The 26,174-nt window shown below is 42.1% G+C and carries 24 protein-coding genes and 1 pseudogene; 3 read left to right on the top strand and 22 right to left on the bottom strand.

Features of this window, described 5'->3' with window-relative positions; translation table 11 throughout:
- Nucleotides 1-148: 148 nt before the first annotated feature.
- Nucleotides 149-1,699 (bottom strand): alpha-glucoside-specific PTS transporter subunit IIBC, encoded by a 1,551-nt coding sequence (locus tag R8N49_RS15970; RefSeq protein WP_258489480.1) that lies wholly within the window; start codon nucleotides 1,697-1,699, stop codon nucleotides 149-151.
- Nucleotides 1,700-1,754: 55 nt separating this feature from the next.
- Nucleotides 1,755-3,083 carry a 6-phospho-alpha-glucosidase gene (locus tag R8N49_RS15965; protein WP_005373308.1) on the bottom strand — a complete coding sequence of 443 codons (1,329 nt, stop codon included), beginning with the start codon at nucleotides 3,081-3,083 and terminating at the stop codon, nucleotides 1,755-1,757.
- A 180-nt stretch (nucleotides 3,084-3,263) separates the two neighbouring features.
- On the opposite strand from R8N49_RS15965, the gene R8N49_RS15960 reads away from it, so the two are divergent.
- On the top strand, nucleotides 3,264-3,971 hold the full coding sequence (locus tag R8N49_RS15960) for a GntR family transcriptional regulator (RefSeq protein WP_005373312.1): 708 nt from the start codon (nucleotides 3,264-3,266) through the stop codon (nucleotides 3,969-3,971).
- Nucleotides 3,972-3,990: 19 nt separating this feature from the next.
- On the opposite strand, the gene mnhG is transcribed toward R8N49_RS15960, so the two are convergent.
- The 9 genes from mnhG to R8N49_RS15915 form a co-directional block, all read right to left on the bottom strand.
- Entirely contained in the window at nucleotides 3,991-4,284 is a 294-nt protein-coding gene (gene mnhG, locus R8N49_RS15955; protein ID WP_005373314.1) for a monovalent cation/H(+) antiporter subunit G, read from the bottom strand.
- A complete protein-coding gene (locus R8N49_RS15950) occupies nucleotides 4,284-4,562 on the bottom strand; it encodes a cation:proton antiporter (RefSeq protein WP_005373317.1) in 279 nt (92 codons plus the stop codon). The genes mnhG and R8N49_RS15950 overlap by 1 nt, the downstream gene beginning before the upstream one ends.
- The gene (locus tag R8N49_RS15945; RefSeq protein WP_017633702.1) at nucleotides 4,555-5,031 is read right to left on the bottom strand and encodes a Na+/H+ antiporter subunit E; all 477 of its coding nucleotides are present in this window, start codon (nucleotides 5,029-5,031) and stop codon (nucleotides 4,555-4,557) included. The genes R8N49_RS15950 and R8N49_RS15945 overlap by 8 nt, the downstream gene beginning before the upstream one ends.
- Nucleotides 5,028-6,524, bottom strand: coding sequence for a Na+/H+ antiporter subunit D (locus R8N49_RS15940; RefSeq protein ID WP_017633703.1), 1,497 nt, complete (start codon nucleotides 6,522-6,524; stop codon nucleotides 5,028-5,030). The genes R8N49_RS15945 and R8N49_RS15940 overlap by 4 nt, the downstream gene beginning before the upstream one ends.
- The gene (locus R8N49_RS15935) at nucleotides 6,521-6,874 is read right to left on the bottom strand and encodes a Na+/H+ antiporter subunit C (RefSeq protein WP_017633704.1); all 354 of its coding nucleotides are present in this window, start codon (nucleotides 6,872-6,874) and stop codon (nucleotides 6,521-6,523) included. Before R8N49_RS15935 ends, R8N49_RS15940 begins: the two co-directional genes overlap by 4 nt.
- Complete coding sequence (gene mbhE, locus R8N49_RS15930; RefSeq protein WP_213879819.1) at nucleotides 6,874-9,543, bottom strand: hydrogen gas-evolving membrane-bound hydrogenase subunit E; 2,670 nt, start codon at nucleotides 9,541-9,543, stop codon at nucleotides 6,874-6,876. Before mbhE ends, R8N49_RS15935 begins: the two co-directional genes overlap by 1 nt.
- 164 nt (nucleotides 9,544-9,707) lie before the next feature.
- Nucleotides 9,708-9,899, bottom strand: a complete 192-nt coding sequence (locus tag R8N49_RS15925; protein WP_005373328.1) for a hypothetical protein — start codon at nucleotides 9,897-9,899, stop codon at nucleotides 9,708-9,710.
- A gap of 109 nt (nucleotides 9,900-10,008) precedes the next feature.
- Complete coding sequence (locus R8N49_RS15920) at nucleotides 10,009-10,944, bottom strand: universal stress protein (protein WP_054574676.1); 936 nt, start codon at nucleotides 10,942-10,944, stop codon at nucleotides 10,009-10,011.
- A 394-nt stretch (nucleotides 10,945-11,338) separates the two neighbouring features.
- Complete coding sequence (locus R8N49_RS15915; protein ID WP_186585406.1) at nucleotides 11,339-12,058, bottom strand: SDR family oxidoreductase; 720 nt, start codon at nucleotides 12,056-12,058, stop codon at nucleotides 11,339-11,341.
- 135 nt (nucleotides 12,059-12,193) lie between these two features.
- On the opposite strand from R8N49_RS15915, the gene R8N49_RS15910 reads away from it, so the two are divergent.
- Nucleotides 12,194-13,102, top strand: coding sequence for a LysR family transcriptional regulator (locus tag R8N49_RS15910; protein WP_005373334.1), 909 nt, complete (start codon nucleotides 12,194-12,196; stop codon nucleotides 13,100-13,102).
- A gap of 90 nt (nucleotides 13,103-13,192) precedes the next feature.
- Here R8N49_RS15910 and R8N49_RS15905 read toward each other — a convergent pair whose 3' ends face one another.
- On the bottom strand, nucleotides 13,193-13,966 hold the full coding sequence (locus tag R8N49_RS15905; protein ID WP_186585408.1) for an AraC family transcriptional regulator: 774 nt from the start codon (nucleotides 13,964-13,966) through the stop codon (nucleotides 13,193-13,195).
- A gap of 99 nt (nucleotides 13,967-14,065) precedes the next feature.
- Between R8N49_RS15905 and R8N49_RS15900 the strand changes: the two genes are divergently transcribed.
- Nucleotides 14,066-15,202, top strand: coding sequence for a multidrug effflux MFS transporter (locus R8N49_RS15900; RefSeq protein ID WP_053307573.1), 1,137 nt, complete (start codon nucleotides 14,066-14,068; stop codon nucleotides 15,200-15,202).
- Nucleotides 15,203-15,316: 114 nt separating this feature from the next.
- Here the strand turns inward: R8N49_RS15900 and R8N49_RS15895 are convergent, their stop codons facing one another.
- The 10 genes and pseudogenes from R8N49_RS15895 to R8N49_RS15850 form a co-directional block, all read right to left on the bottom strand.
- Nucleotides 15,317-15,727 (bottom strand): hypothetical protein, encoded by a 411-nt coding sequence (locus R8N49_RS15895; protein ID WP_104980545.1) that lies wholly within the window; start codon nucleotides 15,725-15,727, stop codon nucleotides 15,317-15,319.
- Nucleotides 15,728-15,930: 203 nt separating this feature from the next.
- Nucleotides 15,931-16,419, bottom strand: coding sequence for a hypothetical protein (locus tag R8N49_RS15890; RefSeq protein WP_258489478.1), 489 nt, complete (start codon nucleotides 16,417-16,419; stop codon nucleotides 15,931-15,933).
- A gap of 405 nt (nucleotides 16,420-16,824) precedes the next feature.
- On the bottom strand, nucleotides 16,825-17,226 hold the full coding sequence (locus tag R8N49_RS15885; protein WP_104980543.1) for a hypothetical protein: 402 nt from the start codon (nucleotides 17,224-17,226) through the stop codon (nucleotides 16,825-16,827).
- Nucleotides 17,226-19,283, bottom strand: coding sequence for a vgrG protein (locus tag R8N49_RS15880; RefSeq protein WP_104980542.1), 2,058 nt, complete (start codon nucleotides 19,281-19,283; stop codon nucleotides 17,226-17,228). Before R8N49_RS15880 ends, R8N49_RS15885 begins: the two co-directional genes overlap by 1 nt.
- A gap of 902 nt (nucleotides 19,284-20,185) precedes the next feature.
- Nucleotides 20,186-20,753 (bottom strand): annotated as a pseudogene (locus R8N49_RS31015) (DUF4150 domain-containing protein); the annotation flags it as partial.
- Nucleotides 20,754-20,901: 148 nt separating this feature from the next.
- Nucleotides 20,902-21,693 (bottom strand): type IVB secretion system protein IcmH/DotU, encoded by a 792-nt coding sequence (gene icmH / locus R8N49_RS15870; RefSeq protein WP_025767903.1) that lies wholly within the window; start codon nucleotides 21,691-21,693, stop codon nucleotides 20,902-20,904.
- Nucleotides 21,690-23,015, bottom strand: a complete 1,326-nt coding sequence (gene tssK, locus R8N49_RS15865; protein ID WP_005373357.1) for a type VI secretion system baseplate subunit TssK — start codon at nucleotides 23,013-23,015, stop codon at nucleotides 21,690-21,692. The genes icmH and tssK overlap by 4 nt, the downstream gene beginning before the upstream one ends.
- Before the next feature lie 11 nt (nucleotides 23,016-23,026).
- The gene (gene tssJ / locus R8N49_RS15860; protein ID WP_005386118.1) at nucleotides 23,027-23,527 is read right to left on the bottom strand and encodes a type VI secretion system lipoprotein TssJ; all 501 of its coding nucleotides are present in this window, start codon (nucleotides 23,525-23,527) and stop codon (nucleotides 23,027-23,029) included.
- Complete coding sequence (locus tag R8N49_RS15855; RefSeq protein WP_047101282.1) at nucleotides 23,520-25,013, bottom strand: type VI secretion system-associated FHA domain protein; 1,494 nt, start codon at nucleotides 25,011-25,013, stop codon at nucleotides 23,520-23,522. Before R8N49_RS15855 ends, tssJ begins: the two co-directional genes overlap by 8 nt.
- A gap of 9 nt (nucleotides 25,014-25,022) precedes the next feature.
- Nucleotides 25,023-25,622, bottom strand: a complete 600-nt coding sequence (locus R8N49_RS15850) for a hypothetical protein (protein WP_017633753.1) — start codon at nucleotides 25,620-25,622, stop codon at nucleotides 25,023-25,025.
- Between the last annotated feature and the right edge of the window lie 552 nt (nucleotides 25,623-26,174).

The raw sequence follows: 26,174 nt of genomic DNA, 5'->3' as shown, positions 1-26,174 counted from the left end.
CGGGTATAACCTAACTATATTTTAGCTCGCTCGATAACTCCTCCCCACTTTCGTGGAAACTGAGCGAAATATGCTTCATGTACACAAAAAAGGTGAGATAATTCTATCTCACCTTTGAGCCATATGAGCTGGAGCATTAGTTTGGGGGTTAAGCTTTTATCAGTTGGCTCATATCTTCGCGAACTTGTGGCACCGTTAAACCAACGATGATTTGAAGGCTCTCTTGATTTCTAACAATATTCACCGCTCCGTGCTGTGTGAAAAATGCGTTCTCCTTTACCAGAGAGACATCTTTAACTTTAACACGCAGACGCGTCGCGCAATTAGTTAACAAGTCAATGTTTTCTTTTCCACCCAAACCTTCAATAAAGGCACTAGCTTGTGACGGACTTGCGCTACTGCTATGGACCGCTTTCGCTTCTTTGTAGTCAGCTTTGGAATACAACTTACTATCTGCACCTTCACGCCCCGGAGTAAGTATGTTGTATTTTAAAATAAGCGCGCGAAACGTAACAAAGTAAACACCAGTAAACATGAGACCAATAATAATCTGAATCACGTATGTTCCTGCATGGTTACCAGCCAAAGGCAACCAGTTTTGGAAAATGAAGTCTATCAAGCCAGTCTGAAAGTTACCGGAAACACCAAACATAAAGGCGATCGTTGCCATTGTCGCAGATAACAACGCATGCAAAGCAAACAGCGCAGGTGCGATAAATAAGAATGTAAACTCTATTGGTTCGGTTATCCCTGTAAGAATTGCTGTGATTGCGGCTCCGAGCACTAACCCCATCACCATCTTTTTATTTTCTTTTTTCGCAACTGAATAGAGTGCTAGTGCGATACCCGTACAACCAAACACTTTACCCATTCCCGTCAACATCAAACCACCCTGAGGAAATTGTGTCGTTAAACTTTCCGAGCTCTGGGCGAATGTCTGTATATTTTGAATCCAATAGGCAACCGTTCCGCCATCGACTGCAACTGGCCCATAAAAAACGGGACCATATACGAAATGATGCAACCCCGTTGGTATCATGATTCGCTCTAAAAACGTAAATAGCCATACCCCTAACGATCCAGCAGAAACCAAAAATGATTGCAGATTGTTAATACCATGCTGAATACTTGGCCAAGTCAAACAAGTTAGAATTGCTATCACGACCATAATGGGGAAACTAATGATCACAACCAATGGCGTTCCGCCAAATACAGCCGCCCAATCCGGTAGCTTTTTATCAAAGAATCGGTTGTGAACCCAAACAGAGAGACTTGCAATTAAAATGGCACCTAGTAAGTTGGTATCAAGCGTTAGAATGCCACCAACTTCAGTCAAACCTCGCTCACCTTCCGTATAGTTCACGCCCAGTTCTGGTCCCCAAAATTGAAGGATTCCACCAATAACGTAGTTAAACGTAATGTAGGAAACGAGTGTTGCAAGTACAGCGCGACCAGATGCTTTTTTAGCTAAAGCGATAGGTAACCCAACGGCAAAAATAAGTGCCATATTTTTAAATACAGCGAGAGATGCCTGTAAAATGATCGTCGAGACTTTAACCCAAGCACTCCCCTCTAGTGCCCAAGGAAACACTTCTTGATTTAACAGCACAACAGAGAAACCCAATAACATGCCCGCTGCTGGAAATAATAGAACGGGAACAAACATCGCGGCTCCGAACCTTTGAATAATGTCTTTCATATAAACCTCTTGTTTCATTCACGGAGCCTACAAGTAGGCCCCGAACGTCCAGTTGTTATTGAAAAAATTGAGGAAGGTAGGCTTTATTTTCTTCTAGTAATTGTTTTGTTATTTCTTTAGCTTTTGGCACATTAACCACGGTACGGTTAAGTGTGAGTGCATTAATCAGCTTTTGCTGACTTCCTTCGTACCAAGCATCCACAACTAATTTCTCGTAACCAAGTTGGCTCTCAATCATGGCTTTTTGGAAGGTTGGGATTTTTCCTACAGTAAAAGCTTTCGGTCCATCACTAGTTAGCGCAGCTGGAACTTCTACCATGGCGTCATTTTGTAAATTTGTAATAGCACCATTATTCGGTACGATGACGAGATACACATCGCTCAAGTTGTAGGCTAGCGAAGCCGCGACTCTCACCATGTATCGACCATGGATATCGGCATGCAGTGTTTCGTGCTTCGTGGTGCCCGCTTCAATTATTCTTGCGTTCAATTCGAACACTCGTTTCTCACGGCCGTTAATTACCTGCCTTGCGCGAGTATTGTTGATATCCTCTTTCGCCACCATTTTTTCAGGGTACAAATAGTACTGAAGATACGTATTCGGCAAAAACTCTGGATTATCAGCAAGCATTGTTCTCATGTTTTTGAATGTGGCTTGCCACGATGGGTCATCCGCTATTTCCGCATCAACCGCACTGATCCCTTCTTTTAGGATGATATTTTTAATTTTGTCCGTTAAGTCTTCACCCTGTTTGTTACGAATTTTGGTAAACCAGCCATAGTGATTAAGCCCAAAATATTCAGGAACGAAGTCCCAAATTTCACATCCTAACAATTGCGCATAGCTGACCATAATCGCTGCTGGCATATCACAGATATTTAGAATTCGCTTATCATGCGGAAATTCACGATTTAAAGCTTCAGCGACAATTGCCGCCGGGTTGGTGTAATTAAGAATCCACGCATCTGGACACGTTTGTCGGATCTCATTCACTAGCTGGATCATGTCGCCGATAGAGCGAAGTCCATATGCCATTCCTCCCGCGCCACATGTCTCTTGCCCAACACAAGAGTTGGATAGCGGGATTTGTTCATCGCGCTCGCGCATGGCCAACCCACCAGTGCGGATCTGGATAAAGAAAAAGTCCGAATCTGCGAATGCGACAGATTTATCCGTTGTATAAACAAACTCTTCAACTTCTGGATAGTGTTCTCGCAATAGAATTTCAGTAGCTAATGCATTCGATTCTTGGCGTTTCTCATCTATGTCGTAAAACACGACTTTTGCGAGTGGAAAGTTATCTTTTTCGGCAATAAGGCTGTTCATCATACCAAGTGTGTATGTACTGCCAGCACCAACAATCGTTAATTTTTGACGTTTCATTTCGCTACCTCAAATGTTTACCCTGAAAATGTATAAAATAAGTATTAATACTTTTATGATACATTTAAAGTGTAAGCACAAAGATACGAGATAAAGATCACACAAAGATCCTAAAGAAAAGTATTAACTACATCTCAGATCACATTCTTGCTATCATGATCCAAGACTTAGCGAGGTATTATGAAACCCAAATACATAGACATTGCGGAACGATTAGAAAAAAAGATCAAAGATGGGGAACTACAACCTAAATCGATGCTTCCAAAAGAGAGTGATTTGCAAGAAGAGTTTTCCGTAAGCCGCGTAACCATCAGAAAAAGCTTACAAATTCTGGTCGACAATAATTTAATTAGTCGGACAAGAGGTAGTGGAACTTATGTAAACGATCTAAAAGCCCAACATGATGCCTTACATTTGCTGGGTTTTATCGAGGAAGTCAGTAAACAGGGGAAAACGCCTAGCTCTCAAGTCATAAAGTTCGAACTTAAAAAACCGAATGAACAGGTTGCTAAGCAGTTAAATCTCTCGCCCAATGATGATACATATGAAATACATAGACTCAGATGTATTAATGATGAGCCTGAAATTTACGAAGTCACTCATATGCCAGCAGTGTTATTTCCAGACTTGAGCATAGCCATAATGAATGGTTCTAAATATGAGTACATTGAAAATAGCAAAGGATTGAAAATTGCGAAAAGCAGTCAGTCTGTCAAACCGTATTTGTTAGATGCAGAGACGGCCTCATACCTGAATGAATCAGAAGCTTCCCCTATTCTAAAAGTTGAGTCCACTGGTTACCTAGAAGATGGTCGTGCATTTGAATATACCGTCAATTACTTCCGACTTCATCAATACAGCTTCGAGTTTATTTCAACTAGGACGTAGTACTATTCGACGCTAATGGTTAATCATTGCGCCAAATCTTATATCCGACCTCTCGCATTGCTCTGCCGAGCAGGTGGGAGGCGACTGGCGCAGTGAGAACGATAAACAACATCGTACCGATAACCCGAGAGATCACGGTAACTTCAGGGAGTGAGAAAGCGACCGCTAATAACAAGCAGCTCACTCCGACAGTTCCAGCTTTGGTCGCTGCATGCATTCGGGTATACAAATCAGGAAGCCTCAGGACACCTAGACTTGCAACCAAGGTCAACAATGTTCCTAAGCATAAAAATAGTCCAATCAACACGTCCATTATTCTTTCTCCTTTCTTTTAACGATCAAACGTGCAAATGCGATCGTGCCGAGAAATGCGACCAAACCTAATGTAATGGCGATGTCTAACAGAGCGTCCTCACCGCTGTCTAAGGTGTAAACCGTAATAAATCCGATAGTGATAAATGAAATCAGATCTAACGCCACAACTCGATCAGCTAGCGTTGGTCCTAGAATTAAACGAGCAAAAGCCATAACAAAGCTGAGTAGTAGCCCAGAATAGGCAAAAGTGACCGTTATTTGCAGCCAACTATCCACGCGTCACCTCCAAAATTCGATGCTCTAACCCATCTTTAATTCCGCGAATAACCTCTTCATGTTCAGGTGCAAACATGGCATGAACGATAAGATACTTTTTATCAGCCGTAACATCCAAACTAAGCGTACCCGGTGTTAAAGAAACCATGTTCGCCAGTAATGTGATTTCTAGGTCAGAATCGACCTCCAGAGGGACATAAACGATATCAGGCTGACTCAAATGAGTAGGTGTCACGACGTCCCACACCACTTTCGCAACCGATATAACCATTTCATAAGCGAAGTACGCCAATAACTTCAATGCAGATGCAAAACGTTGAAAATAGCTCGTTTTCAATCCAAATGGTTGACTCAACCTTAAAGCAAAAAAGCCGACCGTAAATCCGACAACAAAATTCAGACTCGAATAGCTGCCATTAAGCATCATCCACGCTAACGCTAAGAAAAAATTGAGGAATAGATAGATCATGCATTTCCTCCTAACACCACTCTGATGTATTCAGTCGGATTTAACAGTTGTTCTGCAGCTTGAACGGAAAATTGATAAAAAGGCTCCGCCACTAAGCCAATGATTAGCGTCAACGTTGTCAATACAATAATTGGAACGAAGTACAACCAATGTACTTTGGCCTGCAGAGTCTGTTCTGGCTTCTCTCTAAATGGCTTTTTCCAAAATGCCTCACTCCAAATTTTCGTCATCGAGTAGACAGTAAGCAACCCCACCAATAACGCGGTACCTGCTAACCAGTAATACTCAGCCTGTATGCTCGACTTGATGACCAATAGCTTTCCCCAGAAACCCGATAGCGGTGGGAAACCGGCCAGAGAAAACGCAGGGACAAGAAACAAGAACGCTAACCAAGGCATAGCTTTGTATACCCCACCCAAATGTTCAAGTTGACTAGAGCCATATTTGCGCTCGATGAATCCACCTATTAAGAACAAATTCGCTTTTACAATGATGTGATGAACAATGTAGAAAATGGCACCGGCTAAAGCTAAGGGAGTGTAAATAGCCAACCCCATGATCATATAGCCTATTTGGCTAATGATATGAAAAGAAAGAATTTTCTTAATGTCGAATTGGCTAGCCGCTCCTAAAACGCCCGTTAACATGGTTAGCCCTGCGACCCAAATTAACGTCGGTTGCCAACCACTCTCGGCGAGCGGAAATACCAAGGTAAAGACTCTTATCAACGCGTATACACCGACTTTAGTAAGCAACGCGGCAAACAGTGCCACCACACCGCTTGGTAACGTGTGATAAGAAGCTGGCAACCAAGCAAATAAAGGAAAGAGTGCCGCTTTAATAGAAAAGGCAAACAAAAATAGCGCGGACAGCATCATGTTGATGCTCAATTCATTTTCCCCTACTTTGGTGTAGAGATCGGCCAAGTTCAAGGTGCCCGTTGCGCCATACAATAAACCGATAGCAAGCAAAAATACCAGCGTCGAAATCAGGTTCAACATCACGTACTTTACTGCACCATCAACTTGAGTTTTCGTTGCATCTAACACCATTAAACCAAATGATGAAATGAGCATGACCTCAAACCAAACATACAGATTAAAAATATCTCCAGTCAGGAAAGCACCATAAACGCCAGCAAGCAACACGTGCATTAACGCATGGTAATTGCTATAGGAGGGCTTTCGGTGAAGGTCCGCCATCGCGTAGAAAACACATATCGCACCAATCACCGCCGTTATCATCACCATAGCAACGCTGAGGTAATCTGCGACAAACACGATACCAAATGGCGCACTCCACTGACCAAAAGCAACGGCTTGAATACCATTACTTATGATGTTTTCTGTGAGAAAGCCCGCAACGAAAAGGTTCGAAATCGCACTTACACCGCTCAACCACTCAACACTTTTTGTTGAGCGACGGACGAAGAAGATAATCAACGCCGTACTCAGCGAGAGAACTACCGGTAACGTAAGCAAAATCGAACTCATTGACCCTCCTCAGAACGTTGCATTTCATCGACGTTTGCAGTTCCAGTGTCTTTATAAGCTCGATAGAACAACATTAAAGCAAAAATAAGTAGTCCAAAACCGATGACTATCGCAGTTAAGATAAGCGCTTGAGGTAAAGGATTTGCCGCGCTATCTGGTGGTAAAAGAGCATTATCGCCAATCAATGGCGGTTCTCCGGGCGTCAGCCTCCCAGCGGTAAAAATAGCAAGGTTAACCGCACTACTGAGTAACATGATGCCGAACAAAAGGCGCAAGATATGCTTTTCAAGCATTAAATAAACACCTGCTGCGACAAATACTCCAACGACAACACTCCAGACTATTTCCATCACTCTAGCTCCTCATTAATACGAAGCAGCATACCCATCACGCCACCTATAACGGCAAGGTAAACACCAACATCAAAAACCAATGGCGTCCCTAGTGGTATCACGTCTTTCCACCACAGTCCGGTCAAAAACGGTTTATCAAACGCAAAGCTCAAAGCACCAGAAACTAAGCTCAATGCGATGCCAGATAACGCAATGAGAAACGGTTTGAAATACAACCTAGAACGAACGTATTTCGGTGATTCCGCGAACATGAGAAGTGATAAACCAATAACGGCAATCAACGCACCAATAAAGCCACCGCCCGGTTCATTATGACCACGTAACAACAGATACACTGAAAATACGAGCATGAGTGCCGAAACGATGTGTGCCGTGGTTGCAAAAATTAATGATTGGATACGATTTTGTTTTTTCGCTCTTGTTTTAAGCAAACTCACTGCCGCAATCCCAGCAATAACAACGACGACAACTTCTCCCAATGTATCAAATGCGCGAAAGTCGACCAGAATAACGTTAACAATGTTTCGCCCATGTCCACCCGGGACACTGTTTTCTGCAAAGAAATCTGACACCGAAGAGTCCATCGGCTGAGACGTGATTCCTAACAAAAGTAAAGTAACCGAAACACCTATCACACCTGCTATGCAAATATTCGCTACTTTACGTCTTATTGAATGCTTGGGCACGGTGGTTAGACGTGGCATATGACGCATTAACAATGCAAGAAAGACCACCATTAATGTTTCCACTAACAGTAAAGTCTTCGCAACGTCCGGGGCGCTATAAATCATAAAAACAAGCGTGGTCATGAAGCCAATCATACCAAGCGCAGAAATCGCAAGAAGTCTTGCGTGGGACAACGTACATACGAGCGCAGCACCAATCAACAATAAGGCAATACCAATCTCATAGAAAGTGACACTTGAAAGTTCGCCAACCAAAGGCAGAGGAATAAGCGCTACCTGACTCAGTAACGCAACGGCAAGTACCGTGAAAAATAATAGGACATAGCGACTCAATTTCTTTTGCTGTAACCGCGCCGTTTGCCACTTCGCCACTGTCATCATGCCATCTAATAGTCGTTCAAAAATATTCTCCGCTTTGGGGACGAATAGATGTAACCGCTGAAAAAATGCAGACACAGCTGGATAAACACGGTACACCACATACCCCAACGCTAGCGTAATAACGCTTAACACTAACGGTACATTCACGCCATGCCATAGTGATGTCTCTTTAAGAGTTGCTGTGGGCAGAATGTCAGCAGAGCCCGGAAAAATAATATTGCGATCTAACCAATTTAAACCGAATAACGGGACCAGGAGACTGCCAAGTGCCAAGAGCAAAGGCGAGATCCACAGGTTTTTTTTTGTCTCAACTGGCTTAGTTTCAATCGGCACGAGACCACGGCGAGCAAAGAATGGTCTCGCAATAAGCATAATGGTTAGCGCGACCATCAGTATATTCACGATTAAAAGTACAAAGGCGATCCAGCTATTGAGCTCTACTGCGGACTTGTACATGTATTCTTTGCTCAAAAAACCTAACAACGGCGGGAACCCCGCTTTAGACAACGCAGCCAAACTCCCCGCAACCATGCTGATGACGAGCACTGACTTCAGACCGTACAATTGATCAATATCTCGTGTTCCTGTCGCTTTGTCGATATTACCCACCACCATAAACAGCGCAGCTTTATAGAAAGAGTGAGCGAGAATAAACATCAATACTGCACTAACGGCCAAATCTGTGCCCATACCTAGTAATAATGTTAATTTACCCAAAGCAACATTCGTGCTGTAGGCTAGCATCAGCTTCAAGTCAGTTTGTTTTAATGCGACAAATGTGCACCAAATGGCCGTGATACTCCCAGTGATGACTAAAGCATAAAACCAGATCTCGCTGTGGGCATAAACTGGCGATAAACGTGCTAAGAGGTAAATGCCTGCCTTTACCATTGTTGCCGAGTGTAAATACGCACTGACCGGAGTGGGAGCTGCCATCGCGTTAGGTAGCCAAAAATGAAACGGGAATTGCGCAGATTTAGTAAATGCACCGAGTAGTATGAGCACTAGAGATGGGATAAACCATTCATGCTGCGCAATAGTTCCTGCCTGCTCGATAATGGTATTTAGCTCATAACTCCCTGCCATTGCTCCCAGCAAGATAAGACCCGCTAGCAACGCTAGTCCACCAGCACCGGTAACAATCAGCGACTGCAAGGCGTTTTTCCGAGACGTTTTATTTTCGTGATTAAACCCGATCAGTAAGTAAGAAGTGATGGTGGTGAGTTCCCAGAAAACAAATAACAACAGAATGTTATCGCTCATCACAATCCCTAGCATGGCAAGCATGAATAGGGTTAGATACAAATGAAAGGAAAACCGGCTATCACTTTCTCGTAAATAAGCCAAAGCGTAGATTTGAATCAGTGCGCCAATCCCACTGATCAGTCCCGCAAAAAGAAATGAAAGACCATCTAATCTAAAGCTAAGGTTGATATCGAGGCTTGGTATCCATTCCGCATTCCAGCTCACGCCTGCAGGACTATAGATATAGAAGAGAAAAGAGAAGATTAAAACTGGCAGCGCAGGGAAAATCAGTAAGACCAACTGATTATCTAGGTTTTTCGGCAGGTTTTCTTTACCCGTTATGTTATTCAACATCGCAGCCCATTCGTTATTATAAGAAGGTACGCGCTATTCGGCGCAAATGACAAACTCCACTGTATTGTTTTAGCCCAAGCGCTTCAAAAACGATCATGAAACCAAGGGAAAAGTAGCAAACAGTAATCACTGAGTGCTACTTAGAGGAACGCCGATACAAACCGCTATTTGCTGTCTGCTACGGCATAAGAACGTAGGTCACTACTTACGTGTTCTTGGCTGAATGTATATGGATTATCGTCATCAGCTAACTCGAATGCATCGTAGGTGCAGTCACCGATATCATTTCTCGGACAAACATAAACATTCGAACGTTCTATCATTTCTGTGTGGCATTTCGGGCATAGGTTTTTCATGTCACTCTCCTCTGATAACTTATTGATACATTGATAATTCCATGTTCTAGAGATCCATCTCCCTCCTTTACCTAAAACATCACTTAAACCCAACTTTGTTACACCCCAATTACTGAATCGGTGAGACAAAACCATCGGGCTTAAGAGCGACCAAACTACAGTTAATCGATTGCAAAATATTTTCAGCCGTATTACCAATGACATAACCAGATATACCAGTCCTCGCTAAGGTACCCATGACCAACACGTCTACCTCAATACTTTCTACGTAATCTGGAATCTTTTCGTCGGGTTTTCCATGCAGGTGGTGAATCACAATTTCACCTGTAATCCCAGACTCCTCCAACAGCTGTTGCAGAGCTTGTTTATGATCGGCTTTTGCTTTGTCGAGTTCATGTTTCAACTCAGCATCATCGACTTGAATCCAAGCGTTACCATTAAGGTAGTTTTCTAAGTAATACTCCCAGCAAGAAATCACGTGTAAACGACTATCGCAGGTGTCGGCTATCGAACGCGATAATTCGAGTAAACGCACGGCTAATGAGTGCTGTTCATCGCTTGCCGTTAATGGGTCGATAGCCACAGCAACACGGCGCTTATCTCTTGGCTTATCAATTGGTCGGTGCAACCAAAGCGGACAAGGGCATTTTCGTAACAGAGTCATATCAATAGCTTTGAAACCCTCAGCACCTTCACCGAGCGGTTCAGCTTCTTTGATGATGAGATCTTTGTTATCAGCTAATGCTTCTTGAATAATACAGACAGCGGGCTTTTCACTGCTTTTCACAGTAAGAGGAAATGCGAGATCCTCTTCAGTGAGTCCCAGCTTCTGTCTGTATTCGTGAATACTTTGTTTGAGGGAGTCTTGCAGCGATTGCTCATAACTTTGCTGATACTGGATCATGTCTGTTGGGAAATCAGGACACGCTATTAGCCCTGAGACAGGCACTTTGTTGCTAGATGCAATCCTCATCGCTTGTTCGAGGGCGTCACTATGGCCTGGCAATCCTTGTGTTGCAAAAAGTATGTTTGCGAATCGTTTCATACACACCTCCTTGTTTGGTTAAATATTAACCACCCACAAAGTATAATACCTAACGGATAATTGTAACGGCTTGTGACGTTGATGAAATCAATTCTCATTAAGAGACGGGTATTGCTTCACTTGGTTTTACGTCACACTCTCCTTTCATCACAACTGCCGCCTTCTGACCTAAATAAATTCCGCTACCTAAAATTGAGACCAAATAAAAACCCAAATTACTCAAAGTTTTTTCTCACCTTGAGTAACTTGGGTATAAGCAATAACACACTTAGTGTCCGGATTTAAATGGATGGCCTAAATTTTCACGCAACTTAGTTTAAAGATGCCATCTCAATCACGAATCGATATGCAAAGTTTTACGGCTTTAGTGACCTAAAATCGCCGTAACTCAATGTTAAGGTTGTTGTTTTGTCGGTGCCAAAGCAATTTCACGAACACATACACCTTGCGGTTGCTGATAAGCAAACAGCACTGCTCGTGCAATGTCGTCTGCTGCCAACACGCCGCCCATATCCACCTTCCAAGCGTCATAGCCATCTTTAATATCTTGAGACGTTGTATGTGAAAGTAATTCCGTTTCCACTGCACCAGGTGCAATCGTCGTAACGCGAACATTCGATGATGCAACTTCTTCACGTACGTTTTCAGAAACCGCATGAACCGCAAATTTGGTACCGCAGTAAGCGGCATGATCAGGGAATGTTTTCTTGCCCGCAATAGAGCTGATGTTAATGATCGTACCACTGTTACGTGCTTTCATCGGTGCTAGGACGGACTGCATGCCATTGAGTAAGCCAATTACGTTCACATCAAACATGCGCTTCCACTCCGATGGTTCCTGAGTATCTATCTGACCGAGAAGCATAACTCCTGCGTTATTTACAAGTGCATCTACCGGACCATACAACGCTTCAGCTTTCTCAATTGCAGCCTCAAAAGAAGCTTTGTCGGTCACATCTACCTTTTCACAAAGCGTATTTGGTAAGTTTAATGCTTCCAAACGTTCTACACGTCTTGCTAACAAAAGAAGAGCATGGCCCTGCTCACTGAAGTGACGTGCAATCGCTTCACCAATGCCTGAACTAGCGCCTGTAATAACAATTAACTTTTTCATTTTGAATCCTTAATCGAACGGTTTACATCAGTGGCGGTAAGTTTAAGAAAACTTTGTTTGTTGATATATACCGACCTAGTTGAAACACTGTTGTTATACTGCAACAATACTTTTTTGAATTATGAAGAAGTCATCATGCAAACACACATCAACCTTGCGGATATTCGCTCCTTCGTCCTAATCGCTCAACTAGGAAACTTCACGAAAGCAGCAGAGCAACTTGGCGTTTCTCGCTCACACGTTTCACGTCAAATAACAAATCTGGAGCAACAGATTGGTGTCACTTTGCTACAAAGGACCACTCGAACACTGAACCTCACCGAAGCAGGCAAGGTTCTGTATAAACAGTGTGAAACTGCCCTTCACAATATTGATCAAGCTGTTATGGCAGTGGTTGATGATGTAGAAGACTTAAGAGGTGACATTCGTATCAACTGTGTGGGGGGCTATTTAGGAGAAGACGTTGTCGCAGATATCGTTGCTCAGTTTCTAATCCAACACCCACAAGTGAGCATTAACTTAGATTTTAGTAGCCATCGTGTCGATTTAATCGCGGATGAATTCGATATCGCTTTTCGAATGGGAAAGTTAGACGACTCCAACTTTATCGCTCGCAAACTGATCGATGTGGAAATGGGGACATACGCAAGCCCAAACTATTTAGAAACATATGGCTATCCTTCGCATCCAAAGGACTTAGAAAAACACGTTTGTTTGACAGGTAGTGTGACACGGTGGGCATTTGAGAACACGAATACAAAGCAGTCAACGGAACACCAGATACGTGGACAGTTACGATGTAAGAGTGGCAGAGTAATGATAAAGGCAGCCTTGGCGGGAAATGGCATCATCCGTGTGCCAGCACTTTATTGCCAACAAGAACTCCAGACAGGCAAGCTAAAAGAAGTGTTTACCAATTGGAGCATTCCGAGTGTGGAATTTTCACTCCTTTATCATCACGACCGACATCAACCAAAACGCATCCGAGCCTTTGTTGATTTTACCACGCAATACTTTCGCAAACTGCAGAGTAAAGACAAGTAACCTGCACGTTGGTACCTGTCTATGTATGCTTTATAGGCTGAGCCTGTGAACCTGGGGGTTGTTCTAGAAAGAGTGTGAGCATTTTGACGCTTAAGGCTTGGTTTTCATAAACGTCAGAGGTGTTTGTCCAGTTTGCTTTTTGAAAAATGCAATAAAAGCACTGTCTGACGAAAACTCCAGCCAATCGGCAACTGCGCTGACTGGCATGCCCGTTGATAACAATTCAACGGCTTTTAAAAGCCTCCACTGTTGCCGCCAATCTTGATAATTCATACCCGTTTCCGACTTAAATAATCGTGTTACCGTCTTGGTGCTTGCCCCAACTTTGCTTGCAAGAGTAGTAAGCGAAGGAGCTAGAAATGAAGGTTCAACCAACTCTCGACGAAACGTTGTTAAGCGCCGATGCGATGGCAAAGGCAACTGAAACGAATAACGTTTCGCAGCATAAAACTCCTCCCAAAAAAGCGCCGTCGTATTTACCATCTCGCTGCTAGGCTTATCCCACTCCCAAAATGACATTTTATCAATAAGAGCTTGGAGTAAATTATTCACTTCTATCATCGTGATCTTACTCGGACAGGCAAACTCCTCACAATCAAAATACAAAGATCGATACGCCACCACATTCGTCATTAGTGCACGATGCGGCGTATTAGGTGGGATCCAAACCGCCTTTGTCGGTGGCAAAATACAAATCGAGTCTTCCAGAGCAAAACTCATACAACCTTGAGGTGCGTACAATAACTGCCCTTTCTTGTGCATATGCATACCTGAGTCGTGCTTGCCAATATCCGCAGCAATTCCCACTACATAATTAGTAATCTTGTCTGCATCAAATTGTGTTTTTTCGTTAATAAGCGCCATTTTGTCCGAATATTGATGTATTTGGTTTTTATGTTGTTATTAGATCAATCATAGCCTCATTTATACTGCCCGCCAACTTCATTAACGATGGGTAACAATATGAATACTAAGCCCTCTTTATGGCTCATGCTGGTTATGTTGATGTTTCCGCAAATTGTAGAAACCATCTATAGCCCAGCGTTGAGCTCAATCGCTCTATCATTTGATGTAAACCACGCACAAGCAGCCCAAACATTGTCGATCTACTTCCTAGCTTTTGCCATTGGCGTTGTAGTTTGGGGAGTTCTCGCAGATAAACTGGGAAGAAGGCCCACCATGCTTATTGGGCTCTTTATCTATGGTTGCGCATCTTTACTCGCAACTCAAACCGAAAGCTTTGCTGTTGTCATGGCCGCGCGAGCCCTAAGCGCATTTGGTATCGCGGTAGGATCCGTTGTCACACAGACCATGCTTCGTGACGCGTTTGACGGTCAAGAACTGAGTAAAGTCTTTAGCTTAATGGGGATGGGTATATCAATCAGCCCGGTAGTTGGCATGCTATTAGGCGGGCAGCTTACAGCGCTTGGTGGATACCGTTATGTGTTTTTTGCCTTGTTTTTAATCGCGTTAGTATTGCTCGCTTATAACGTTATTAAGCTTCCTGAAACACAGAAGGAACAGACACCAGTACGGTTGCATCAACTTAGCTGGGAAATGGTAAGAGACGCGCGAATTTGGCGCTCAGGATTATTGGTTGCTTTGTATAACATTGCTCTATTTTCTTATTACCAGCTTGGCGCATTTACTTTCTCAGCACTTGGGTATAACTCCGAACAATTTGGATACAGTGGCATGGTACTGGGGTTAGGCACTCTGCTTGGGAGTTATTTAAACAAATCCCTAGTGTCTAAAAATGTTCGAAAAAGCCAACTACTTTGGCTCTCAGCAGTATTGCTTAGTTTGGGATCAGTCGGTGTGTTGATTCTGAGCCAATCAATCTGGTTTGTTGCTCCAATGGTGTTAGTCGTCATGTCTTATGGGATTGCGATACCCAATATACTCAGTGACGCACTTGTTGATTATAAACAACAGGTAGGTAGCGCAGGCGCTTTATTTGGGCTCATGTACTACATCATGATCGGGACGGGATTAGCGATGGCTGGAACAGCACAAAACTTAGGTGTCGTTCTATTAGCATGTAGCTGTTTAGCGATTTTATTAGCGTTTTCTAAAAGGCAAGTTCATACCAACTTGTGACCAGATACTACGCATTGCTTGCCTAATCTTCCGAAGATTGGTCTACATCTTTTCTAACGGTTAACTAAAACGTAAATAAAAAGCGCCTGTCGGCGCTTTAATTATCCATAGATCTTATTGCCATGTTGGCTCACCGTACTCTTCACAACGTTGCTTGTCGTAATTTTCAATGCGCCCGCGTTTACCTACAAACTGAACCTGAACAACCATTCCAGCTTCAACATATTCACTGAAATAATCGCAAGAAACACGAAAACTAGTATCGCGTATCACAATTGGTACCCATTCATAGCCGCCGCTGCGTGGTAAGTAAGACTTGAAGGTAATGACCCCGTCATCTGAAACGTTGATTTCTTCATCATATTCATTCAACTTATAAAAACGTTGTCCATCAAACTCTGCCTTTGCTTTTTCAATTATTTCCTTCGTTGCTGTCGATTGCATCGGCGTATTTGACACCAGTTGACACCCAACAATAGATGTCAATACGGACAAAGCCAAAGCGAGTTTAGTTATTTTATTCATTTACCTAACCACTGTATAATTATTCAACACTTACCATTTTAAAAGGAGGGAGACCATACTTTATTTTAAAGAAAATAAAAAGCGCCTTTCGGCGCTTTTTATCTGAACATTTCTTATCCAAACATCTCGAGTAAATTTTATAGAAAAGCTAACTCTTTATTACAATGAATTTTATTTAAGCTCTCACTGGAATCTATTGCTATTTAATCCCAAGCTTCAAACTCATTAGGCTTTACGTGTTTTATTTTTAATCTAACGTTGGGATCCAGAGCTGTTTCAGTTCCCAATTCACTGTAGTACTCAACAGCATTTTCATCTTCAATCATGTCAACGAAGCTAGCAACGACACTCAACCGTCCACCACCTCTAGTCAATGAAAAGTACGCATTCTTGTTTTCATTTACTTCAAATTTCAAAGGAATGAATTCAGGTTCTTCAAGAGAAATATCTATCCATTTATAGTTATCTAAACTCTTCCCTTTTCGTTGGGCATAAACTGTTTTCAACCCATTTTCGTCAACAACGAAGTACATCGAATTCTCGGCTTGATTAAAACAAGCTTTCAAGCCACCGCCTTTATTTTCCAAATTACATGTAAATACAAAAGGGTCTTGTTCGCAGCCTGAGTTTACAAAAAATGGGAAGCGTAAAAATCCAAAACACTTATTATGATTAACAAGCAAGGATATCACCTTTAAATTTTAACTCTTAATTTTTTGCATGCGTATAAAAATAACTTTTAATTCTATTATAATAATGAATTAACGCACTCCACTGATTTTATAAACATGCAAACATTAAATTATCATCCCTTACATGTTAACTTAAATATTCACCCTTATTCGTTCAGCTCCTATATTCGCCGTCTTACCACTCATATAGTTTTCAGAGCTCTCACTATGATTTCAGTTCTCAAACCAACAAAAGAAGCGAACTATTTATCTAATTTAGCATTAAAACAAACATCTTCATCATTCTTAAAAAGTTTTTACATTACTAAATATATATTTGGCAGTGTCAACATTGATATTATACAAAAAGTTAGTAGAAAAATTATCATATACTATCTAATCTCAATTATGACTTTGAAATAGATTTCACTCATCATAATTAAAACTAGTCAACTCTTCAGCATCAAGTACAAACTTTCTAATGTCAATAATTCGGTCAAGATAACACTGGCGTTGTAATAGTTGTCCCGCTTGACCACCTTGATAAATTTCAGCATAAATTGCACATGACTCAGAAGCGACTCTATACTCTTTTTCTACATTATTAGAAATAATCTTTAAAATTCTACCAATATCTGAATTGGTTTTATTAGTGTCAAAAACCTTATTGATCAATGACTGATTAAATTCAATTTCCTTGTCAATACAACTAAAAGCCTTATCAATAGAGCCTGTGGAGTTATTCGTACACTGCTTGTAGCTATCAGTATAATCGCTAGCTATCGATGAAAATGAAAAAAGTAATACTAGTAAGCCAAGTAATTTCATTAATTTTCCTCTATAATTGCATTTTGGTCTAAAAGCGCCAAAAGTTTAATCTTCTCACTAAGAGCACGTTGTCTTAAACCACCCCACCATGTAGGGGAGCTCTTAAAAAGTAAGTGTGTTTTATCATGTTTATAGTTTTGAACAAGCTCGATAATCTCTCTGCTAGAAAGCTCAGTACTTTTACCAACAGCTCTTGATATTAAAGATGTTCTTGCACCAAACTGGACGCTAGTTGACCATATCATGTCAAGTATTGCAGCTTCGTTAGTATTTTTGATAATACCTTCTGAGATAAGCTTATTATAAAGTGGGTCAAAATGTGTTTCTTTTATAAACTTGTGCTGTGCATTTCTAAAGCCAACCGCATCACTATTTGCTATACGCTTCCAAGTTTCATCAAACGCATCACTACCTACGGTCAACTCACAAAAATGGTCTCTATATTTAGAATTTTTTACAAAACGATGCACAACTTTAAGATTAGACGACAACTGGTAAACACCATATGATTTACCACCATGATCCCCTCTACCTGACGAAATAACCCCCGGGCCTCTTCCACCTGATTCATAAATTTCAGATGTTTTACCCAGTTGCACGACGAGTTTTGGAGACAGATTGAATAAGGAGAACGGCCAATAATGCCAAAGACTCTTATCACCGCTTAGTTGCAAATCACCTTGTAAATCTTGCATCCATGAGAACTTATCTGCTCTTTCCAGTTCGAATTGCGAGAAAAGATCAAAGCTATCCATCACTTGATCGCGCCATGGGGAGTTACGGTAGTCCTCTATAGTCACAAAACCAGCGGAGCACTTAATATCTAGAGCTTCCTTTGCGGTCTGATGGATTGATTCATAAAGACTTTGTGACGACTCTGTATGCCAATCTGTAGGATGTTTCACAATAAATCGCTCAAAGTGTTTACGCTTACCGTCTAAGTATACTTTGGCATCGCGAGCAGTGAACGAGGAGAAGTCCGTTACTTGATCTTCTGTCACAGATTCAAGTAATTGCTGAATAAACGAATTACTCATATCAACGGCACCGCTACTATCGGCCCCATCGAGAACAACAAGTGGATTTTCTTCCGCATTTTTGGGAGAAATCTGTTTTTTTAAAAATTCGGGCGGCTCCTCAAAAGAGAACATCTCGATATGCACACGATTATCTTCTTTCTTAGTTCCAATTGCATCGTTACTGTACTCATGCAGTCCCATGTAACCGATATCTTCCCCAGCTGAAACCTTTATCCCCTCTCTAAATAGGAGTGGGAGTAAAGAAACCACACTACCGTCCCTAATCATTGCCGCCTTGTCCGACATCCATTTAGGTTCTGAAACTGGTTCTGATAGGACAGCAGAGGAATCTTCTAAAATGTCAAAGTCACTATTGAGACCCGAAGCAAACCAAACAATCTTGTTTAACAGTGCTTTTTCGCTACCACTTGCCGATTTACCATTCTCTACCACACGGCACTTTATCATTTTGTAGGTATTTTTGTCGATCTGGTATGGATGGGTCTCCTTCTCTTCTGCATACAGGTATTCAAGTAATGTTCCTTTAGACATCGACTGTTTTTTTTCACCAGAATTAGTAGGCACATCACTATGTTTGAAAGTGCGTACATTTCTCGCTTCTTGTAAACGGTAACGCGTGGTTATAGATGAATTGGCGCCAATATCTGAAGGTGGCGCAAGGTGCATATAAAGTGTATAGAACTTAAATACATCTTCATTATCTTCGGGGTTTACAGCCTCATGCTCGATAAGCACAAAGTTATTACTATACTTAAACTCTTGCTCTTGGTACGTTGATGTTAGGTAATCAGGATTTATGCGAAATGCCACTATTTTTCCATCAAGCATCGCTTGAATAGGTCTGAGCCCTTTCCCCCACGGTAACATTTTTGATGTTAAGTGAATGCCACTATGCCAACCGTACCCTTGTCCTATTAAATAACGACCGCTCTTAGCTTGATCAAACAATTTCGTAAAATCACTGAGCGTGTAGTAAGCGTCACCTTCTCGTTGCGCTATCGGAAAAACTGCATCCATGATTTAAATGTCCTAGTCAGAAAAGTTATCGTCAAAAGTGACAAATGATGGGCGGTTCAAGTTGTTTGACTTCGTGTACACCACCGCATTAACCCTACCTAAATTAGTAGCAAAGCTAGATTGGCTCGCTATGTTAACGGTACTCCCAAGGGCCATTGCCGATATAGAAATTAGGGTGTCATTTTTGGTTTCGAAAATTTGGCTAATGACGTCAGGAAGTGCTTGTTTGAAGTGGTTAAGTGCTTTTTTATAACCGTTTATACCCTCTTCAACAGAACTCAACGATCTTGCAGAAGCTTGGCTTTGTATGAAATCTAAACGACCGATGATTTCACTGTTTAGCTCATCGATGTATGAACAGATTTGATTGTTTATCAACGTCCATAAAACAAACTGCAAATACTTCACAGTATTTCCAGTCCCTAAAAAGCGAAGCTTCGCTAATAATTCATAGGGAGGCTCAAACACATCAGCCTGATATAAGACTCTCAATATATCGCCATTTTCGTGCACTTGCTCCAAGAGCAGTTCAACTAAAGGTTCATATTTCTCTAGCGCAGTAGTATCAGTTTGGATGTGATAAAGTGCCGAAACATAAGCATCAGAAAAATCTTTAGAGTGATTTTGACTAATCGCATAAGGAGACGATATACGGCTTTGCTCTAACACAATATCTTTAAAGTCATCATCACTGAAGGATGGGGACATCAATATCCCCCAGTCATTAGCAACCCCAACACGATCTTCCCAAAATGGCGAGCGGCGACCTGCGACAAACGTACAAAAATCATTCGGATCAGGGTAAGTTTCCGTCACAATATTTTCAGCTAAAGATTGGTTCGGCGTATAAGAGTCTTGAGTTTCGCTGAGCACTAACTTGCATTCTTTTAGAGCGAGACCATTAACAGTTGCTTTTCCGCTAGAATCCAGCACTCCACTCCCAATGACAGCACCTGAAGGTTCGACTAAAGAAAATTGTGCATTAGAGTAAGGGAGCCCATTTGGATATTTGCATTCTATATCCAGCGTATACGTCCCTTCCTGCTCTTCCGTCACAGAAACCGATGGGTTTTGTGCGCCACCCAAACACATAGTGTTAGCTTTGTTCATGGTCATTTGATCGGACAGGCGACATACGCCCTTACCTTCAAACTTAACTGTTGGTGAAGCTGAAATGAATTTTGCTTCGGCTTCTATCGTGCCTGAGGAAACGCCTTTTCTGTCACCGCCCGCATCGCCGGTACTTTTTGAGAACGTACTGCCCTTGATAGCGACACTGTTACCGCCATCCATAGAGACTGTCGTAGTCCCACCAGCAAGGTCTGCTGATTTAGCATTGTTGCCATAAGGGATAGGAACGACTGGCTTGCCGACCTTAGTTAAACAAACATCTGGGAGCGTTGCATTCGCTTCACCACCTGAGCCTTTATGAACTATCGAAAGTCCATTCGCACCAACTGTTACGCCCATAACCAATCCATTTGAATTTTATTGATTGAATGATAAAAGAGATCGCACATTGCAATCTCTCTAAATGACTAGTGAATTTCACTAAAAGACCAGTGATATTCACAATAAGCCCTAAAACTGGCAGAAGATCTCATTTTTAGATTTCTGGTTATCTATACACTTCAAGCAGTTGCTGAAATTTTAAGTCTATGACGATGTAGGTTGCCGCATACATAAGCGCAAACGTCATCGCACTAAGACTCAAGATCAGCTTGGGTGAAATTACCCTTTTTAACGGCTTCTTTAGGTATTTAGCTTTAAGGTTGATTAAAGAAACTTTTTCTTGTTCTGCTAGGCGGTCATCTCGCACTAATCGATAAATGGTGCTGCCAATTTCCGCTAACTTTTCGTTACCACGCTCTTCACGGCCGTACTTGCCTTGGAAACCAAGTTGAAGCAATAAATAGAGAAACTCTATAACGTGACGGTATTTGCGAGGGTCGGCTTTTAAGCGGTCGAGAATAACGAAGAACTTATCACCACCAGACGTTTCATTATGGAATTCAGACAGTAAGCTGTTCTGGCTCCAGTGACTATTTGCCCCCCATTCTTGCCGACAAACAGATTCATCAATCGCCGCACACAAGCAGTAACGAATTACAAGAACCGAAGCACGATCGAGCTCCATTTCATTAAGTTTTCGTTCGCCTTTTCGAATCTCACGTGCCACTTGTTCACGAAATGGCATCGGGTCATCAAGCCAAGGGATCGAAGACATACAAGACAGACTGGCGATCAACCATGAGAACTGGTCCACTAGCGGGTTAATACCCATGTTATCGATAGATAGATCTTGTACTGCGATGTTTCTCGACAAGTCAGGCGCTGGCATTACCTCCATTGGTTTGCCAGGCTCTGGTTGGAATAAGACTACGGTGACGTCGGTTTCTGCGTAACTCATAGACGAACGGCCCAAAGTTGCAATGATAAGTTAGCGAAATCGCCCGCAACGTGAATCGCAATCGCAGCAGTGTTCTTCAATGCCATCCACTCTTCGCCCGTTTTATCGAGCTCGAAATAGGTGTAGCCAGCGTGATACGGCAGCGCACGTGGCACTACTGGCATTGGTTTGATCTCAATCCCAGGCAGTTGAAGGTTAATCAAGTCACGTATGTTATCGATAGAACCGATCTTCGTTTGGCTGACAAACTGGGTATGCAGGACATCCAAGGTCACGTCAGCTTTAACTGCGAGGATAAAGGTCGTCGTATCGATGATCTTATTGTCAGGGATTGCTGCCGTTCTGATGCCATAGTTCTGATCTTTTAAGGTCAGTGGAATTGCTCTTTGCTCAGACATCACGCTCAATGTCATTTTCGCACTGTCTAGGACGCGAGAAAGACAGCTAGTAAGATCACCATGATTGTACTTCGTAAACTCAATAGGTCGGCGTGTCGTTGAGCACAGCGTCGAAAGCTCACCTTCTGCCTGAAGAAGAATTCGATACAAAGACTCAGGATGCACAGCTTCTGTGCTGGCGAAATGCCAAAACAAGGGTTCGTATCGGTTGAGCGCTTGCAATAGCATAAAGTCAGAAACCGATGATACACCTTGTTGATCCACCACCCCTAATCGCTGAACTATCGATTCCGCGCGATGCTTCAACATAGAAGCAAACTCGGTCGCAAATTTACTCAGTACTGTCGACGCATGAATATCGATACAGGTAGGAATGAAACTATCATCTAAGATCACGCTGCCATCAGGCTTCACTTCTGAGATCTTTAAGATCGGAATAGACGTGTAAGCACTCTTATCTTCATGATCGTACATTAAGCAAAAGTTAAGCTTACCGACGACGATATTTGCCATGTCTTCCGAATCATAACAAGCGTCAACCGCTTCTTGAGATTCCATCGTATAGCGCGCACCGTCTTTTTTGGTACCAAACAACTCAGAACGTTCCGATGGTAACGGACAGCACAAATAAACGACTTTATCGGCAATAGAAGGATCTACATCTTTCACTTCAGGCAGCTCGGCAAGCAACGGAAGCTCAAATGGTGTCCGGTCTTGTAAAATACCTTCAGCACGAGTAATACCGATTTTACCCAGTGCTAGTAACTGAGAGTTGATTTCTAAACGTTTAATTCCCCAATGCAAAGGCGATGCATTGGCACTCAGTAGGCTCGATAGTTTACTTTGCGAACGATCGAGTTGTTGAAAATGCTGCGGCTTCATGAACATTCCATCTTGCCAAACAACTGGATTGTATAAAGACATGTTTCTATCCCTTAAAAGTAAACCTGTTCAATGCCGCGAGTGTTATCAGAAATTAACTCACTGCCCTCTAACTTGAGCTTGATGTAGTACTCGCTCTTCTCTTCAATAACTTCCACTTTTCGCCATGACGAACCATCAATATCACGAAAAGCCACTGAAAAACCGACGGCACGAGTGTCAGGGTCTAGCGTTAGCATTTCATGAACTTTTCCACCTGGCTGTATTTGATATTCGTAACGTTTGATGTACTCATCACCCAACGACGCTTTATCGCTCTCAAACAAGGCAAAGAAATCTAAGCTTCGGAACAATACTGGCGAACTTAATTCGTGAAGACGGAGAATAACTGGAGATGACTGGCCCCCATTTCTCACATTGAGTACAGGTGATGCCTCAATAACCAATTCAATCGACGAAGTTTCTGGTGTGATACCTGTGGACTCTTTAAATTGATCCCACATGGAACAACCGGACAACATGGCAAATCCGAGTAATACGGCGATACTACGCATGGTTTCCCTTAATCACTTTGTTATAGTTTTTCTTAATCAGCCCTTTTAAGGATGTTTCATTAAGCAGGCGACGATTATTAGTGTAGAAATCTAGGTATTCGGCCCACAGCTTTGACTTAGTTGAGAACAAAGACTGGCTAGCGACCCTGTTAGCAAATGCTACGGGATCGTTCGTTTCAGACTGTTCTAAAACGAGCTCATTCAGTGCTTTGTTAAACATAACTTGGTGGTCGTTCAGCTCATCGAGCATTTGTTCAACCAGTTCATTTGGAGCCAGTAATTGCTGACTATTCAAAGTGAGCATTAGCTCTGCAATGTTCGAGTTAGCCTCACTCGCACTCTGCTCATCCTTTAACGATTCCACTTCGTGCAACTCTTTCTGTAGGTTATCAATACATAAACGCAAGCAAGTGCCCATTTGCTTGAATAACTGCGCCTCGTTTGTCATCAACTCTGGATTTCGAATACCCAAACCATCAAAAAACGCTTGCGCTATATCTTGAGAGCAAACGGCCGCATCAGTATCGACTTGTGCTTTCGTCGTACTGTTTATCGCGTGCTCTGCCGTAGGTATTTGAAGTTGCTGATTAGTGTTAGGAGAAGGCGTAAAAGATTGGGTCATCTCTTCCCATTTTGACCCTGTGTTAGCCTGCTCTACGACCATCTCAGTAACATTAGGCGTACGATGTTGTCTTTGAATAGTGCTATCTGGGGCTACCGTGCCAGGTTGCATCACCTCAGCTGAGGCAATATCGGCTCTATGTGCCTTACCGCTTTCTGGCGCTAATGCATCATTGACTGATGCGTTACTCTTGGTTTCCGCAGCCATCCAGTCTTCAGGGATTAGGCTTGGCTGATCGAATTCGGAATATATACTGAAACTGTCATCGACCACCTGACGCGTGCTTTCCACGGTTCTAGGTTGTTCAGATTCTGTACGCTCATTATCACGAATTAAGTAATCGTCATCTCGCTGCATCGAAAAGTTAAGGTGAGCAACAGGATCATGACAATCAATGTCATCCTGTTTAGTCTCCATAAACAAATCTTCTAAGGCACCGACTTTTTCTTCCTCTTCGACAACCGCATCTCCTAGACTAACCAGAGGATCGCTAGATACTCGCTCAGGAGCAATATCAGCGGCGATGTCTAGTGTTGAGGTAACGTGCTCAAGAGAAACACCAATCTCATATTGCCCTAAAGAAATGATGTCGCCATCAACTATCGCAACGGGTTGATTTTTTAGTATTTTATTCCCATTTACCATTGTGCCATTAGTTGATACGTCACTTATATAGTAGGTATCTCCATACACGCTGAGCAAACAATGAGTGCCCGATATAAAGCGGTTGTGATCGGCTAAAGACACGCTACAGCTTGGGGAACGACCTATCGAACCACCACTTTCAGGCATTTCAATATGCTTTGCACCGGTGTATTCCTCTGGACACTTTGAGATAAATAAAACTAGCTGATTTGAGTACATTTACGAACCTCAAAAGAGCAAAGAAACTGATAGTTCAAGCCCACCAATTCCATCATTTACAACCGGAAGGATATAAGAGGCCTGCGGGATAATTTGTATATGGGCGTCAGGATTACTGCCTAACTTTATAGCAGTACCAAGGGTCACAACCGCACCTAACTCAAACTGGTCGATATCTTCAACACTCTCATAACGATAGCCCTCTTGGTCTACTTGCCAACGATTAGAATATTGCGAGTAACCGACAGACAAGCCCGCACCAACATATGGCGTGAAAACACTCCAAGAAGTCAACGCATATTGAGGAACAACACGAAGTTCATAGTTCGTCGCTTCTTGATATAAGCCGTTTGCTGGCGCTTCAATATCTTCTGCTAGATAGTTTAGCCCTAACCACCAACGCCAACGGTTATTGTTTTCATCAATAGGACGAGTATGAACCAAGCCGAACCTAAGCGTATCCTGCTCACCACTTTTACCTTCATCGTATTTAATGCTATCGATAGTCAACATACTGGTAGAGAGTCCATATCGCTCCCCTTTTGCCATTGCAACAGAAGAAAATAGACACATGGCTGAAATCAGCCCAATTTGACTTGGTTTTAGCATTTCGTCCCTCTAGGAAAACCGATATTCTACTTAGAGGCGAAAGATATCAATTATATTCTCTTTTTCAATAAGCCTAAAAAAACACCTATAATTTAATACATTTCAACTATCAGGTTGGTTGTTTTACCTACAAACAAAAACTAAAGAACCGACTACAGATTAAGTGACGAGACAGTAAATCTTTCTATTTAAATAGAAGTAACAGAATTTGATTGCTAATTGAACAAAACGTAATCTCCGATAACAATTTAGTTACTTTTTAATCAACGTTCTCATCTTCATATATAAGTTTCTTCTTATAAATAGACTTAACTATTGATATTAATATTATGAACAAAGATCACACTAAAAGTAATTTAATTTCTTTTAATGAATTTTTATTATCTAATCCGCTTATTTTGTCTATAGAATTGCGGCAGATGTGCACTGCTTATAATTTAATATAACAGTAGTGAAATCCTATATAACTTAATACTCCCGATTTCAGATAATAAGTGCGACATTCATGGATAGGTGTAGAAGAGGAAGTCAACTACTGAAAGTGGTACGCTC

Source organism: Vibrio sp. 1978, from assembly GCF_033344345.1.
The sequence above is the reverse complement of the archived record's forward strand: the minus strand, read 5'-3'. Positions and strand labels throughout refer to the sequence as shown.

Coding starts and splice junctions, on each gene's coding strand:
- R8N49_RS15855 (WP_047101282.1), bottom strand. CDS start 25,013: ATGTACTCAAATCAGCTAGTTTTATTTATCTCAAAGTGTCCAGAGGAA.
- R8N49_RS15920 (WP_054574676.1), bottom strand. CDS start 10,944: ATGAAACGATTCGCAAACATACTTTTTGCAACACAAGGATTGCCAGGC.
- R8N49_RS15900 (WP_053307573.1), top strand. CDS start 14,066: ATGAATACTAAGCCCTCTTTATGGCTCATGCTGGTTATGTTGATGTTT.
- R8N49_RS15905 (WP_186585408.1), bottom strand. CDS start 13,966: ATGGCGCTTATTAACGAAAAAACACAATTTGATGCAGACAAGATTACT.
- R8N49_RS15850 (WP_017633753.1), bottom strand. CDS start 25,622: ATGCTAAAACCAAGTCAAATTGGGCTGATTTCAGCCATGTGTCTATTT.
- R8N49_RS15945 (WP_017633702.1), bottom strand. CDS start 5,031: ATGATCTATCTATTCCTCAATTTTTTCTTAGCGTTAGCGTGGATGATG.
- R8N49_RS15910 (WP_005373334.1), top strand. CDS start 12,194: ATGCAAACACACATCAACCTTGCGGATATTCGCTCCTTCGTCCTAATC.
- R8N49_RS15940 (WP_017633703.1), bottom strand. CDS start 6,524: ATGAGTTCGATTTTGCTTACGTTACCGGTAGTTCTCTCGCTGAGTACG.
- R8N49_RS15925 (WP_005373328.1), bottom strand. CDS start 9,899: ATGAAAAACCTATGCCCGAAATGCCACACAGAAATGATAGAACGTTCG.
- icmH (WP_025767903.1), bottom strand. CDS start 21,693: ATGAGTTACGCAGAAACCGACGTCACCGTAGTCTTATTCCAACCAGAG.
- tssK (WP_005373357.1), bottom strand. CDS start 23,015: ATGTCTTTATACAATCCAGTTGTTTGGCAAGATGGAATGTTCATGAAG.
- R8N49_RS15970 (WP_258489480.1), bottom strand. CDS start 1,699: ATGAAAGACATTATTCAAAGGTTCGGAGCCGCGATGTTTGTTCCCGTT.
- R8N49_RS15885 (WP_104980543.1), bottom strand. CDS start 17,226: ATGAAATTACTTGGCTTACTAGTATTACTTTTTTCATTTTCATCGATA.
- R8N49_RS15965 (WP_005373308.1), bottom strand. CDS start 3,083: ATGAAACGTCAAAAATTAACGATTGTTGGTGCTGGCAGTACATACACA.
- mnhG (WP_005373314.1), bottom strand. CDS start 4,284: ATGGACGTGTTGATTGGACTATTTTTATGCTTAGGAACATTGTTGACC.
- R8N49_RS15935 (WP_017633704.1), bottom strand. CDS start 6,874: ATGGAAATAGTCTGGAGTGTTGTCGTTGGAGTATTTGTCGCAGCAGGT.
- tssJ (WP_005386118.1), bottom strand. CDS start 23,527: ATGCGTAGTATCGCCGTATTACTCGGATTTGCCATGTTGTCCGGTTGT.
- mbhE (WP_213879819.1), bottom strand. CDS start 9,543: ATGTTGAATAACATAACGGGTAAAGAAAACCTGCCGAAAAACCTAGAT.
- R8N49_RS15960 (WP_005373312.1), top strand. CDS start 3,264: ATGAAACCCAAATACATAGACATTGCGGAACGATTAGAAAAAAAGATC.
- R8N49_RS15895 (WP_104980545.1), bottom strand. CDS start 15,727: ATGAATAAAATAACTAAACTCGCTTTGGCTTTGTCCGTATTGACATCT.
- R8N49_RS15880 (WP_104980542.1), bottom strand. CDS start 19,283: ATGGATGCAGTTTTTCCGATAGCGCAACGAGAAGGTGACGCTTACTAC.
- R8N49_RS15915 (WP_186585406.1), bottom strand. CDS start 12,058: ATGAAAAAGTTAATTGTTATTACAGGCGCTAGTTCAGGCATTGGTGAA.